Origin of the sequence: Acetobacter sp. (assembly GCF_047721705.1) — a bacterium.
Lineage (GTDB): Bacteria > Pseudomonadota > Alphaproteobacteria > Acetobacterales > Acetobacteraceae > Acetobacter.
On sequence record NZ_JBDNXK010000088.1, the window covers coordinates 1 to 12027 of the forward strand.

The 12027-nt window shown below is 58.0% G+C and carries 16 protein-coding genes; 13 read left to right on the forward strand and 3 right to left on the reverse strand.

The genetic code is table 11. The features are described from left to right. The 3 genes from ABF824_RS13100 to ABF824_RS13110 all read left to right on the forward strand — a co-directional run. The coding region (locus ABF824_RS13100; RefSeq protein WP_415489453.1) for a hypothetical protein at positions 1-965 on the forward strand (965 nt) is incomplete at its 5' end. Further along, the gene (locus ABF824_RS13105) at positions 962-1279 is read left to right on the forward strand and encodes a hypothetical protein (RefSeq protein ID WP_415489454.1); all 318 of its coding nucleotides are present in this window, start codon (positions 962-964) and stop codon (positions 1277-1279) included. The genes ABF824_RS13100 and ABF824_RS13105, both read left to right, overlap by 4 nt. A 602-nt stretch (positions 1280-1881) precedes the next feature. Beyond that, positions 1882-2121 carry a hypothetical protein gene (locus ABF824_RS13110; RefSeq protein WP_415489455.1) on the forward strand — a complete coding sequence of 80 codons (240 nt, stop codon included), beginning with the start codon at positions 1882-1884 and terminating at the stop codon, positions 2119-2121. Positions 2122-2739: 618 nt separating this feature from the next. Here the strand turns inward: ABF824_RS13110 and ABF824_RS13115 are convergent. Continuing rightward, positions 2740-3069 (reverse strand): hypothetical protein, encoded by a 330-nt coding sequence (locus tag ABF824_RS13115; protein WP_415489456.1) that lies wholly within the window; start codon positions 3067-3069, stop codon positions 2740-2742. Beyond that, on the reverse strand, positions 3062-3715 hold the full coding sequence (locus ABF824_RS13120) for an AAA family ATPase (RefSeq protein WP_415489457.1): 654 nt from the start codon (positions 3713-3715) through the stop codon (positions 3062-3064). The genes ABF824_RS13115 and ABF824_RS13120 overlap by 8 nt, the downstream gene beginning before the upstream one ends. A gap of 126 nt (positions 3716-3841) precedes the next feature. On the opposite strand from ABF824_RS13120, the gene ABF824_RS13125 reads away from it, so the two are divergent. Both ABF824_RS13125 and ABF824_RS13130 read left to right on the forward strand, forming a co-directional pair. Further along, a complete protein-coding gene (locus tag ABF824_RS13125) occupies positions 3842-4084 on the forward strand; it encodes a DUF4160 domain-containing protein (RefSeq protein ID WP_415489458.1) in 243 nt (80 codons plus the stop codon). Continuing rightward, the gene (locus ABF824_RS13130; protein WP_415489459.1) at positions 4068-4481 is read left to right on the forward strand and encodes a DUF2442 domain-containing protein; all 414 of its coding nucleotides are present in this window, start codon (positions 4068-4070) and stop codon (positions 4479-4481) included. The genes ABF824_RS13125 and ABF824_RS13130 overlap by 17 nt, the downstream gene beginning before the upstream one ends. Before the next feature lie 255 nt (positions 4482-4736). Here the strand turns inward: ABF824_RS13130 and ABF824_RS13135 are convergent, their stop codons facing one another. After that, complete coding sequence (locus ABF824_RS13135) at positions 4737-5696, reverse strand: tyrosine-type recombinase/integrase (RefSeq protein WP_415489460.1); 960 nt, start codon at positions 5694-5696, stop codon at positions 4737-4739. Between the two features lie 351 nt (positions 5697-6047). Between ABF824_RS13135 and ABF824_RS13140 the strand changes: the two genes are divergently transcribed. From ABF824_RS13140 to ABF824_RS13175, 8 genes are all read left to right on the forward strand, one after another. After that, positions 6048-6287: a hypothetical protein gene (locus tag ABF824_RS13140; RefSeq protein WP_415489461.1), complete on the forward strand. Its 240-nt coding sequence runs from the start codon at positions 6048-6050 to the stop codon at positions 6285-6287. Further along, positions 6284-6502 (forward strand): hypothetical protein, encoded by a 219-nt coding sequence (locus tag ABF824_RS13145; RefSeq protein WP_415489462.1) that lies wholly within the window; start codon positions 6284-6286, stop codon positions 6500-6502. Before ABF824_RS13140 ends, ABF824_RS13145 begins: the two co-directional genes overlap by 4 nt. Then, entirely contained in the window at positions 6502-6759 is a 258-nt protein-coding gene (locus ABF824_RS13150; RefSeq protein ID WP_415489463.1) for a hypothetical protein, read from the forward strand. The genes ABF824_RS13145 and ABF824_RS13150 overlap by 1 nt, the downstream gene beginning before the upstream one ends. Continuing rightward, the gene (locus tag ABF824_RS13155) at positions 6756-7061 is read left to right on the forward strand and encodes a hypothetical protein (protein WP_415489464.1); all 306 of its coding nucleotides are present in this window, start codon (positions 6756-6758) and stop codon (positions 7059-7061) included. Before ABF824_RS13150 ends, ABF824_RS13155 begins: the two co-directional genes overlap by 4 nt. Beyond that, a complete protein-coding gene (locus ABF824_RS13160; protein WP_415489465.1) occupies positions 7058-7279 on the forward strand; it encodes a hypothetical protein in 222 nt (73 codons plus the stop codon). Before ABF824_RS13155 ends, ABF824_RS13160 begins: the two co-directional genes overlap by 4 nt. Before the next feature lie 54 nt (positions 7280-7333). Beyond that, positions 7334-8167, forward strand: a complete 834-nt coding sequence (locus tag ABF824_RS13165) for a hypothetical protein (RefSeq protein WP_415489466.1) — start codon at positions 7334-7336, stop codon at positions 8165-8167. Positions 8168-8890: 723 nt separating this feature from the next. Continuing rightward, positions 8891-9154 carry a hypothetical protein gene (locus ABF824_RS13170; protein WP_415489467.1) on the forward strand — a complete coding sequence of 88 codons (264 nt, stop codon included), beginning with the start codon at positions 8891-8893 and terminating at the stop codon, positions 9152-9154. A gap of 111 nt (positions 9155-9265) precedes the next feature. Next, on the forward strand, positions 9266-12027 hold a 2762-nt coding region (locus ABF824_RS13175), incomplete at its 3' end, for a toprim domain-containing protein (RefSeq protein WP_415489468.1).

Below are 12027 nucleotides of genomic sequence, written 5' to 3' on the forward strand. Positions count from 1 at the left end.
ATCCGCTACCGAAAGAGACCGTCCGGCGAACGCTTCCAGATGGGCGCGTTGCATCCGTTCCGCTCTACACGCACCCGGACCCGCTCTGTGCCGCTCTGATACGCGAGAAGGTGGACGGCGGGATAGTGCAGGCGGTCGGGAGAGGCCGTGCCGTCAATCGGACAGCAGACAATCCCCTGTCAGTGTTCGTCTATGCCGATACCTACCCGGAAGGCTTGCCTCTGGATGCAGTCGAGACCGCCGCAGTTCTGGACGTGCCGGAACGCATGGCGCTGGCCGCATACCTTGGCGAGATCACACTGCGGGGGAAGGCCGCGCCTTCAATCATGCCCGTCCTGTCATCTCCCATAGATGCAGCCAAGGCTTACCCGGAAATGTTTGAGAAGGATGGGAAGAAGGACCGGGAGAAGGCCAGTCGGAACGCTTTTTCTCGGTCAGTTATTTCCGCCTCATACCTCTATAAGAATATATATATAGGACTAAGAGGCGGAAATCAGAGCGCGGAAAATGGCGGTCCTTGGCGGTTTCTGGCGTATAAACCGGAGGGCCGGGGACAAAGCCGCCGATACGGGCTTTTCCCCGCAGACTGGAACGATCAGACCGTGACTGGCTGGCTCGCCTTTTCCATTGGGGAATCTGTTCAGATCGTGGCTGATGGAGTGTCGCCAGACGCACCACCTCCGCCTTCAGGTCCGAAAAGCCGCCCCGCTGTTCCTACAGTGAAAAAACAGCAGGAAGCCCCGCAGACGACACCCCCGCAGATTGTCGAGATTGAGCGTGTGGAGGCTTTGGAGGGCTGGCGGGTTGGCGGCATAGATCGGGACGTTACCGGCTGGCTTCGACCAGAGGCGTGGCAGACAGGGCATGAGATGGGCGCGGAAGATGAATGCTTCGACCCGGCGCTTCAATGGCTACAAGAGCAGGTCAGACAGCGCGGAGGATACTCTGGCGAGGCAAGGACATGATGCGGGATCAGGCCGCCGAGGGTGTTAGCAAGCAAGCAATCTTCGACGCATGGGCGAAGGAGAACGCCGACACGCTGGCGAAAATGACCAGAGCGGACAGGAGCGCCGCCAAGCGTGCGAAGTGGGCTGAGATCACCAAGGCTACCAAGACCGCGCCACGGATGACCAGAGCAGAGCGCAAGAGGTGGAGGCGGATCGACCGGGCGCTTCAGGCTCAGATCAGGGGCATGACACCAGATCAGGCGGAGCGTCACCTTGCGGAATGGCGGAAGCAGAACGCGACAGAGTTGCACACTACGCACGCGGGCGCGTAGGCGCGTACATGGTGCAAAAACCCGCCCCCGTTACACCAAAGCAGCGCAGTTTCCTGCTCACGCCCGATGGCATCCATAATACGGATGTCGTCTTTTTCATCATTATCCAGCCGCGCATTGGCATTGCCCACATTGGCGATACCCAGCACCGCGCACACGCGGGTGCATGTATGCGCGTTGGGGTGTGTCTTATGTGTCGGGCTGCCTGCTTTCGTCCTTCAGACCCCCTATACCCCCGCCGCTGATATCAGCACGCCTGAGCAAAGCGCCAGAGTTACACACTACGCGCGCACGCGCGTAGTGCTCGGAAAACCCCTATCCAGCTTCAATAATTCAGGACACTGGAAAGCGTGTAATGGGTTTATTGAGATGTACGATGTGAGCATTTCAATCATTCAACTTATTGAAAAAAACTGAAATTCAGAGCGTCTGAGCGATGGGGAATAATTCTTGCCACTGTGGCAGTAATTGGCAGCGCAATATGTGCTCGACACAGATTCAACCCACCACCTCCGGGCGGTTTTAACCCACCAAAACCCGCTGTTTTCCTGTACTTGGCACAACCGTTTTGATAGGATTGTGCAGGCAAAAACGGGGCAGAAATGGCGACCAAATCTGGCACAGATGAAACCCTTATCAGGGGTATACTCCTAGAGATCGGCTGGCACGGTTGCCGCGTCTATCTCCGGAATGGTTTGCCGTGCCTGTCTGGTGACATTTCAGCCATCCCCGATGACACCCGCGCTCTCCTGAAGGAACACAGGAGGGCAATCATCGACACACTTGCCACATGGGAAGGCCCAGACCTTGGCGCAGCGCAGCCGGAGGGAATGGCGGCGTGAAAGATTGTTTAATCCCTCAAGAGCGAGTTCTAATCTCTTGGAATTACAAACAAGGGAATTTCCATGTTTGCGACGTTTTAGTGATAGAAAATCAATGGGATATCCAGCCAGAGTGGCGGGCTCCGCCAGAATACGAAAACGCGGCAATGACAATGGGGTGTTGTTTAAGTGACTGGCTGAATGGAAACCCACATTTCACGCCGGAGGGTGTGTTCGCTAGCTTTCTTATGGACGGCGGGTTTCTATCTCCCGCTGAAGCTATGCGTGCTGTTGAACAATTCGCAAAGATACGCGAATGCCAGTGGGCGCGAGGGATGCTGGTGGCGACGTTGTTCTGACGCGAGCTGAGATCGATGCTGGATAGGTGACATCGGTGAAAGGGTGTCCACTATTAGCGCCCCCCTAACCCCTCAGAAATCGACTGAACACGCGGATACGCGCGTGCGTCGAAAAGGCGCCAGAGATGGTCAGCAGGAAATCCTGCTCCGGTGGGCGGAGATTCCCACTCACAAGGCGCTTCTCATATCTGAGCATCCGTCGAAAGATCCTCTGGAGCGTCCGCCGAAATTACCGGCGAAATTGCCGTTTCAGCGACCGGCGCGACGAAAAGATTATCCCTTACCGCGCCAGCTTCGCCAGTTGGTCCATGATGCCATTCATGATGATTTCCTGCATGGGAATATCATGATCGAGCGCGGCTTGTCGGAGGGCTTTCTGCACGTCGCGGCTGACGCGGACGGAAAGGGTTTTCACACCATCAGGCAGCGTGCGGGGACGCCCCGTCTTGGCGCGCTTCGCAGCCTGCTCAATATCGCCTTGCCGCGGATCGTGGATCAGCTCTGTCCCTTTTGCCTCCGCCGGATTTCCCTTTGAGACGGCAGGAACGGAAGCGGGCTTCTGACTGGCGAGACCTGACAGGCCGGAGGTAAGAGAGGCGCGTTTAGCCATCGAGGTAAGCCTTTCGGAGATAGCGCCACAGGGCGCGGAGTTCGAGGTCAGCCTTCCCGTCCGGTTCATATTCACAGACGGCGCGGCCATCGTTCAGAGCGTAGGAATAGGCGACCAGTGAGGAACAGGCCGGGGGCGCGACAGGTAGGCCGATACTGTTGGCGGCTTCCCTTGCTTCAGCGGTTAAGGTTGCTTCACCGACACCACGCGGCGGCGGGCATTGGTTCAGGACGATGCAGGCCGGACAATCGGCGGAGCGGATCACGTTGGCCGTGGATGCGATGGCCCGCAGATCGAGGATACCAGGGCGAGTGGGAATGATTGCCGCCGTGGCTGCTTTTGCCGCCCGCAGGGTTTCAGCTTCCACGGATGGGCGCGTGTCCACGATCAGAAGATCAATGCCATCCGCCGCCGCCATCTTCTGAATGTCGGGAAGCATAGCCGCGTCACGTTCGATCATAATCAGGTCGTCATCTTGCCGGGTTTTCCACCAGCCCGCAGCCGAGGCTTGCGGATCAGTATCGACCAAGGCGACCCGTAGGCCGTCTTTCGCTGCCAGCACAGCCAGATTGACCGCCAGTGTTGTCTTGCCGACGCCGCCTTTCTGAGCGACCACGGCAAGGGTTTTCAGGGTTCTGTTTTGCATGGGTTCCATTCCTGCCCTCGGAACGAAATGGATGCAATCATGAATTAATGACTAAGTGAATGGATGACGGCAGAAACAGTATAAGAATATCATATCCTAATCGGTTGGGTTATGGTATGAAAAGCAATGCCGACAGTCCTACGCTTCGCCGGGTTTCGTATTGTGATTTACCCGAACGATCACCACCCCGCGCATGTTCATGTCATTGGGGCGGATGGAGAAGCGGTTTTCGTGATTGGGGAACCAGCTCGTCTGATTCGTTCGGCTGGCCTGTCAGCAAGAGACATAGCAACGGCACAGGATGTTATCGAGAAGAACGCCGAGAAGCTCATTCAGGAATGGAGTGCGATACATGGCAACTGCAAATGAAATCAGCCGCGCAGAGGCAAACGCCGCCCGTCATGCGGAAGAGGTGCCGCACGCAACCGCTGCACGCTTCATTCCATCCCGCCGCAGTCTGAATGTGACCCTGAGCAATGGCGTGGAGATGATTATTCCCGTTGATCTTGTCCAAGGGCTAGCTGGGGCTGATAAAGTCGGGCTTGAAACCATCGAGATCACACCACGAGGCACCGGGCTGCACTGGCCGCTCTTGGATGCTGACGTCCTTGTGGAGGGGATCATTCATGGCGCGTTCGGTTCGCGTGCATGGATGGCCAGTCAGATGGGCCGTGCCGGAGGTATGGCGCGGACAGACGCCAAGAGTGCGGCGTCCCGAAAAAATGGAGCGAAGGGCGGACGGCCTAAAAAGGACATAGCTGTCTAATTGCTTGATAAAGGAAAGCCGTCTCCGGCAAAAACGGAGACGGCCTGTTTGTTCATAGACGCCCGGAATGGTGAAGGATTGCTCCCGCCACCATCGCAACCGAGATAACTACAAACGGAAGTGTGTATCTGAGGAAATGGTCCATGTTTGGCATCCACCTGCTAACCCCGGCGGAATTGCCGGGGCGCGGGAAAACTGGATGTTTTTCATGAATACTGATGTTTTTCATGAATACTAAAGACCCCAGAGAATTTTTTACATAAACGCCGCGCCCGCATAGTTCTTCGTCAGGTTCTCCGTGCGGACGTACCCGCGCAGAATGTCCATATTCTTATGGCGTGAGGTTTCAGCGATGCGGAGGGCGTCACACCCTGAAGCGGCGGCGGACGTGATGAACCCGGCACGCAGGCTATGACCTGAGAAGGCTTCAGGATCGAGACCAGCCGCCTCCGCCGTATCCTTCACCAGCCGCGCCACCTGTCTGTCACACATTGCCGCGTCGCTGACGTTCCCGTGGCGGTCCACAGAACGGAAGATCGGGCCGGACGTGATGCCAGCAGCGCGGACCCATTCAGCAACAGCAGCCAGAGGGCGAAGCCGCACGCCGTCCACAATGCCGATGACCTGCCCTTCGCCTGTCTGGTCAGTCTTGCTCTTGCGGATCGTGACCCGTGCGCCACCTTCGACCGCTTCAATGTCTGACATATCGAGCGCCACCAGTTCAGAGCGACGGAATGCGCCAGCGAAGCCAAGAGCGAGAAGGGCGCGGTCTCTCTTGCCCTTCAGCGTGTCCGGAAGGGTTTCGAGCATAGCCGCTACCCGTGAGGCCGTGGCCGGAGCTTTCTTTTCCTGAGCTGTTCCAACCCGGCGGCGCATGCCCTTGAGCGCACGCTTCACCAGATCGTCCCGGCATGGGTTCCGCTCTACTCGCTTCAGTTCATGGGCGCAGGAGATCGCGGCGATGGCGCGGCTGATGGACGACGCACGCTTACCGGCCTCCGCCATGTGGCCGATGTAGGAGCAGATGACTTCAGGCGATGACGGGACCGGCGCAAGGTCGTGCTGGCCACACCAAGCGATGAAGGCCGCCAGATCGGAACGGTAGGCGCGTGCCGTGGATGCCGACAGGGAATCACCGATAAGCCCTTCGACCGCCTCCTGCATGGAGACCGGGAGAGCAACCGGGGCGCTTTTCACTGTCAGATCGTTCGTCATGGTCTGGTGTCCGATAATGCCTTCTTATCGGACGTTAGATATATGCAGTCAAAAATGATTGCAATAAAGAATGTATCACATATTGCCTTCATGACTTTTTGACTGCATATATAGGAGCAGCAGGCACGGAGGGGTACGAGCCTCCGACGCCTGCCTAATCACCAGCTTGAAGGGCAAGCCGATGACTGATTCCTTTTATACCATGATCGATAGAGCGTGTGCTCTTCCGGCCATCATCCGCGTGGCCGTTAAGGCTGCGGTCTGCGTTGTATTATTTTCTGGAATGATTGCAGGAGTGTTAACACCTGACCCGGTTGTTTCCGGCCACGCTTATGCTGTGGAGGCCGTGCGATGAGCGCGCGACAGAGAAATATGCAGAAATATGCAGATTATTCTGCCTGTTTACAAATAATAGACGATGCGACCCATGCGGCAGTCTGTGACTTGTATGCGCTCGCCACCGTTCTGGATGGCTTTCTTGGTGCCTCTGAGCCGCCGCCACTGGAACAGTTGCGCGATTGGGTGAAGCGGATCGCCAACAATTTGGATGAAGCGAACATTGTCCTTCCCACCAAGGGAGCGACAGCATGACTTCGCTTTTGGCCAAAGAAAAACGCGACGAGATCCTCGGGGCATCCGTCGACATCGCGCACCTCGCATCGCTGGCCCGATGGGCTGGTCGTGGCCTGATCCATGCGCCGGAGTGTGACCTCAGCAATTCGACCCGATGTGAAGCTGGTGAGGCCCTCCTCTTTCTCGGTGAGGAAATCGAGCGCCGTTGCGCCGTGATCGATGAGGCTCTGTGATGAAAAAGGCAGAACCCCAAACCACCGCAGACCTGACGCCGGACGAGCGCGAGATCGTCATGCAGATGCGGTGTCCGACCTGTCTCCTAGATGACCTTCAGCAAATGGCGGATCTGTTTGTTCAGATTACCAGAGCTGATCCCGGAGACTCTCCGCCTGAGATTACGGAAGGGCACGCCCTGAACTGGCTGGCGAACAGGATGGCCGAGCGTGCTCTGTGGATGCGGCTGGCTTTCGACGGGAAGGGCTTGAAATGACGCCAGTGGAACGCACCGCTCGCAGGCTGCTCGCGCTCGATAAGGCACGCGACCGCCAAGCGAACAGAGCCAATGCTGACATCCCGCAACCGGCCCGCGCCCTTATCTGGAACCAGATCGACCGGATCACCCGCGTCATGCGGAGAGAACGCAGGAAGCTGGCGGCAACGCCGGCATGTGGGGCGAAAGACATGCAGCACAAGGCGCGGATCGCATTGGACTGGCTGGCCCCCTCCGACGATGACGACGCCCTGATGGTCAGCCTGTGCCGGGACATTCTGGCGATGAAAGGTGTGAAGTGATGGGACGCCCTCGCAAGCCGATGACGAAAGAGCAGGAACGCCAGATCGTGACATTGCGGAAGCGTGGTTACGCTTGGCGGGCAATCGCTAAGATTATGGGGATCAATCACATGCGGGTTGCGCGATACGGCCAGCAGGTTCTCGGTCTCCCGGTTGTAGGTTCTGGATACGCGCCGCTATCCGCCTTTCGTGGTAAGTTCAATAATTCAAAAATGTAGTCAGTCTCATATTCACAAAGTCAAAAATGCAAATAGTCATGAAGGAATGAGCACATGACACGCCGCCTCTATCGAACCGCCTCCGAAATCCCGTCCGTGATGGCAGACCCGGCAACACTGGACCCGCACGCCGTCCGATGCCTCTGGGCGCGGCCCGTTCTGGATCGGAACAATGCTCCGGCCTTCATGCTAGTTGTCGTGTTCGAGGATGACACGGATTGCCCGCTTGCTTGTGAGATGGACAGTCTACACGCCCGCCAGACATGCCAGCGGATCGGGGCCGCCTATGACTGGCCCGTCAGGGATCACCGCCCGACCGATAGCGTTGGCGACGGGAAGGCGCAGGCCATGCGGTTGATGGCGTCTCTACCTGATAACGAAGTTACTATCATTGAAGGACAGCGGATGGTCAGTCTGGCCGGGGCCGCTGAAGTTGCCGCCCGTCTGTCCTATGACAACGGGGTTCCGTACGGGATCTCCTCCGAACATTCCACGACACGCTTTCGCAATCTGCTGACTGATATGTGCCGGAAGTCGGAAATCCAGCCGCACAAGATCAATGGGATTGTCAGCCACGCCGTCAAAACCCTGACAGCCAGACTTGCCGACCTATACAAAGGCGAGGTGCCAGAGCCCCAGATCACAGGTTCGACGCCTGAGCAGCTTGGCGAGGCCGTGGCAGACTATGGCAGGCGGCGGGGTTTTGATGACATGGAGTTCCGGGAGGCGCTGGCCATTTCCATGTCAGCAACCGATGAGATATGGCGCGATAAGAACAGCCTCACCCAAGAGCAGGCCGACGCAATGAACCGCAGGCTGATGGATGCCGGGCTGAAGCGTTGGCTTGGACCCGGTCGCTTGAAGAACAAAGAAAGAACGGAAAAGTAACAACCGCTGAAACAATTCGTGATAGAGCGGCCATCCTGTCTCGGGGTGGCCGCTTTTGTTTGTCAGCCTACAGCCTGACAGAATTAACCTTGTGGTTAATTGGACTTATCGCAATTTAGGCCGCTTAGAGGCGCTTAGTGATCGCTTAAAATGCCACGAATCGCGGTTAATGGCCGCTTAAAGGCGAAAACGCGATTCGTCACATTTAGGAACACCCTAACCGAAACATACCCCATAGAGGGCCATATCTGTCCCGTGGTGGCGTTTTGCCATGTCGCATGTGTGTGACGGGCCATCACACTTGGGATGCGTCCCACGGGCTTCCTATGCCTTAAAAGACGTATTCAATATTTTTTTGGTTAAGGCCGCGCTTGTGGTGGCCAATCGCGCGGCGTATTGTTGCGGGATGACGAACAAGGGGCAGATCACAGGAACCGAATCACGCGGATTGCAGAACGCAGGCCGCGCAGTCTCCCTGTCCCGTAAGTCTTTACCCCAAAACGAAAAAGCCGCCTCCGGGGCCAACCGGAAACGGCTTTCTCTGAGCATCCCGCACCCCTTCTGGCTTAGCCAGCCGGAGGGAAAACCCTTGTTAGTTCATCCAACTCAACAAGGGTTTTGTTCCATGGTTGCCGCTTCCCGGTCAATACAGTTCCGGGAAGAAAGATTATCGGAACATCATGGTGCGGGATGCTCTTTCAGCGATGAAAGAACGATACCCTCATGCTTGCACCCTCTCGCCTACTGACCACCCGTCAGCTTTCTAACGCTATCGCCAAGGCTGGCCTGACCGTCCCTGTTCGCACGATCAACCGCCGCCTGACTGCTGGCGTGTATCCCGCCCTTCAGCATGGCCGGGAATGGATCATCGACCGGGCAGACGTTCCGCAGATTGTCGAGATTGAGCGCCGCATAGCGAAGGCAAAGCGAACGACCGCCGGGTTTATGCCGGACGCCACCGACGCCGCTGTTTCTGTAGCCGCATAAGCAAACGCCCCGCCGGGTGAGGGCGAGGCGCAAGCTATGCAAAACAGATAATATCAGCCCGTTTTGTATAGCACGCACCCCCTACCTGAGCCAGAAAAAAGGCCGGGAAGCGTGACTTATTCAGCTTCAAAGCGACATTTCATCAGCCCGTCACAGAAGGCGGAAATCAGGGCAGCGATTGCTCGTGATCCTGAACGACTGGCGGAGCGGTATATTCCAGCCGGACTGGTGCGCCTTGGTCGCCGGGGACGGGAAACTGAATGGAACGTCAGCAGGAAAAAGCGCGGCGGAGGGAACGGTCGGTTCCGCATCCGTCACGATGGTGATGCGCCACTCTTCTCTGACTTCACACATTCACCAGCATTGGCAGGCCGTGGCGTAAATTTCATCGCCAAAGCGGAGGGACTGCCGACAGGTGAAATATGGCGAGCCTACCAGATCGCCGCCGAGATTTACGGGATCGAGACAGGGCTTGAAGCTGAAGCAGCCATTCCCGCGCATATCCGTGAAGCCAAACAGGCCCAGATCGAGGCAGACAGGAAAGCATCGCAAGCGGCGCAGAAAGCCGCAGAACAGCTTGAACGCGAAGCCCATGCCGCCGCTGCCGATGCCGCCCGCGCCATTCTGGACGCCAGCCAGCCCGCCACAAGCCACCCCTACACCGACAGGAAGGCAATCTCTTGCGTTGGCCTGTTCGTGGCGACCCGAACAATCCGTGCGAGGCTCTACAGTCCAACGAAAGGCGAATGGCTCCCGCAGGCCGTAGCAGCGAACAAGGGCGACCTGATTGTCCCGGTTTACGATGCAGCCGGGAGCCTGATTAACGCGCAGAAGATCACCGCTGACGGCACGAAAAGGCCGATTGAAGGTGGCCCGATGCGCGGGGCGGTTCATATCATCCCCGGCATAGAGCCGGGTTTCATTGTCGAGGGATACGCGACCGGCGCGACGATCCATCAGGCGACCGGACGCATGGTTGCCGTGGCCTTCAATGCTGGCGGCTTGCCGGTCGTGGCCCCGCTACTGGCTGGCCGGATCACAGCCGTTGCCGCCGATAATGACCAGAGCGAGACCGGTAGGAAGGAAGCGGAAAAGACCGGCCTCCCGTTCTTTATGCCGCCTGACGTTGGCACAGACTGGAACGACTGCGCCGCCTCCCGTGGGCTGGACTATGTGCGGGACGCGCTGGCTCTACCTGAGCCGCCGAAGCCGTTGCCGCCTGTCACAGAGGCACGCGAGGAATTGCGCCAGACTGTGCGGGAATGGCGTTCTGAAGGATGGCAGGAAAGCCCGGTCATGGTCATCCCGGCTGACGTTGGAATAGGCAAAACAGCCGCAGCCATCACCGAGACGCTGAGGGTTCGTGAGAGCGACACTTCAGCCGCCCCGGTCGTGTTCGCCTTCACCTCGCATGACCTTGCCACGGAGAAGGCCGACGCCATCAGGTCAGAGTTCCCCGACCTGACTGTGCGGGTCTGGAAAGGGCGTCGGCACACGGTCGAAGGCCGCCCGATGTGCGAGAACATCAAGACCGCCGAAATCTACCAGAAAGCCAAGAAGTCAGTCACAAAAGAGCTTTGCCACAAGCGGGGGAAATGCCCCTACCGGGACGCCTGCCCCTATCTGAAGCAGGCGGGAAGCAAGGCTGACGTCTGGATCGTAACGCACGCCACCCTTCAGTCTGGGCGGCCTCCGGAGGCTATCGGAACGCCCTCCGTTCTGGTCGTGGATGAATCCTTTTTCAGTGGCCTGAAGTTCAGAGACAAGACCTTGCACCGGGCCGCGTCGTTGCGATGGACCGCGCCACAATGGGCGGGCTGGATGAACAGAGGGGAAGGCGAGGAAGTTCAGGGCAGATGCAGCCGGATCGCGGCCATGCTGGAACAGGCAGAAGGCGACTACCTGACAGATGCGGACCTGAAGCCTGCCTACCTGTTCACGGAACACAAGACCGGGAACCTGACACCATTCCTGTCTGATGAAGCGAAAACAGCTTTGAAGCAGACGGAAGACTTCATCCAGAAGGTTCAGCAGGCCGCACAAGATGACGTGGAGAAGATCAAGGAGATCACCCCTATTGTCATCGCCCTGACCAAAGTTTGCGCCATCATTCGGGAGGTAGTCGAACGCCTTCAGGCCGGACATTCGGAGATGCCCCGGATCAGCCTTTGCACCGATGAAGGAGAGCGGAAATTCAGATTATCGGGCGTCAAGAAGATCCATGAAGCATGGCTTGCGAAGACTGTAGGCGAGGAAAAGCAGCCTATCCCCGCGCTCTTTCTGGATGCCACGGCAGAGCCTGAAATCATCCATCTTGCGGTTCCGGATGCGAAGATCATGCCGCAGGCCAAGGCAGCCACCCCGCACGCCCGCCACGTCTGGATCAAGGGCAACGCATGGGGCTTCAGGAGGGTGAAAGAGGCAGTCGAGGCGCACAGGTCGGGGGCCACAGGACGCCGGGACGCGCAGACGATTAACGGGCTACGGGATCAGGTATGGCGCAGATGGCTGGAAGCAGGATGCCCCGCGTACGATGGGAAAAGCCCCACGGGTCTGGTCGTGGTCCCGAAGGTTGTCGAGGACTATGTTTCAGAAGCCTTCCCCGACTTCCTGCCTCCCGGTTTCGGCTTCCTTCATCATGGCAACGTCGCCGGGTTCAACAGCTTCGAGCGCGTGCGGGTTCTTCTAGTTTTCGGCAGGAACCTACAGTCTACAGACGCTTATGAATCGGACGCCGTGAGTCTGACAGGGCAATGGCCTTCGCCGCGTGTTCAGGCGGAATCATATTCCGACGCGCAGGGCGTCGAGCGTGAAAGCAATCCGCTACCGAAAGAGACCGTCCGGCGAACGCTTCCAGATGGGCGCGTTGCATC

Excerpts from the sequence above, each read along its gene's own strand:
- ABF824_RS13125 (WP_415489458.1), top strand. The coding sequence starts at position 3,842 with ATGCCGACAGTCCTACGCTTCGCCGGGTTTCGTATTGTGATTTACCCG.
- ABF824_RS13145 (WP_415489462.1), top strand. The coding sequence starts at position 6,284 with ATGACTTCGCTTTTGGCCAAAGAAAAACGCGACGAGATCCTCGGGGCA.
- ABF824_RS13130 (WP_415489459.1), top strand. The coding sequence starts at position 4,068 with ATGGCAACTGCAAATGAAATCAGCCGCGCAGAGGCAAACGCCGCCCGT.
- ABF824_RS13140 (WP_415489461.1), top strand. The coding sequence starts at position 6,048 with ATGAGCGCGCGACAGAGAAATATGCAGAAATATGCAGATTATTCTGCC.
- ABF824_RS13115 (WP_415489456.1), bottom strand. The coding sequence starts at position 3,069 with ATGGCTAAACGCGCCTCTCTTACCTCCGGCCTGTCAGGTCTCGCCAGT.
- ABF824_RS13135 (WP_415489460.1), bottom strand. The coding sequence starts at position 5,696 with ATGACGAACGATCTGACAGTGAAAAGCGCCCCGGTTGCTCTCCCGGTC.
- ABF824_RS13105 (WP_415489454.1), top strand. The coding sequence starts at position 962 with ATGATGCGGGATCAGGCCGCCGAGGGTGTTAGCAAGCAAGCAATCTTC.
- ABF824_RS13120 (WP_415489457.1), bottom strand. The coding sequence starts at position 3,715 with ATGCAAAACAGAACCCTGAAAACCCTTGCCGTGGTCGCTCAGAAAGGC.
- ABF824_RS13155 (WP_415489464.1), top strand. The coding sequence starts at position 6,756 with ATGACGCCAGTGGAACGCACCGCTCGCAGGCTGCTCGCGCTCGATAAG.
- ABF824_RS13170 (WP_415489467.1), top strand. The coding sequence starts at position 8,891 with ATGCTTGCACCCTCTCGCCTACTGACCACCCGTCAGCTTTCTAACGCT.
- ABF824_RS13110 (WP_415489455.1), top strand. The coding sequence starts at position 1,882 with ATGGCGACCAAATCTGGCACAGATGAAACCCTTATCAGGGGTATACTC.
- ABF824_RS13165 (WP_415489466.1), top strand. The coding sequence starts at position 7,334 with ATGACACGCCGCCTCTATCGAACCGCCTCCGAAATCCCGTCCGTGATG.
- ABF824_RS13150 (WP_415489463.1), top strand. The coding sequence starts at position 6,502 with ATGAAAAAGGCAGAACCCCAAACCACCGCAGACCTGACGCCGGACGAG.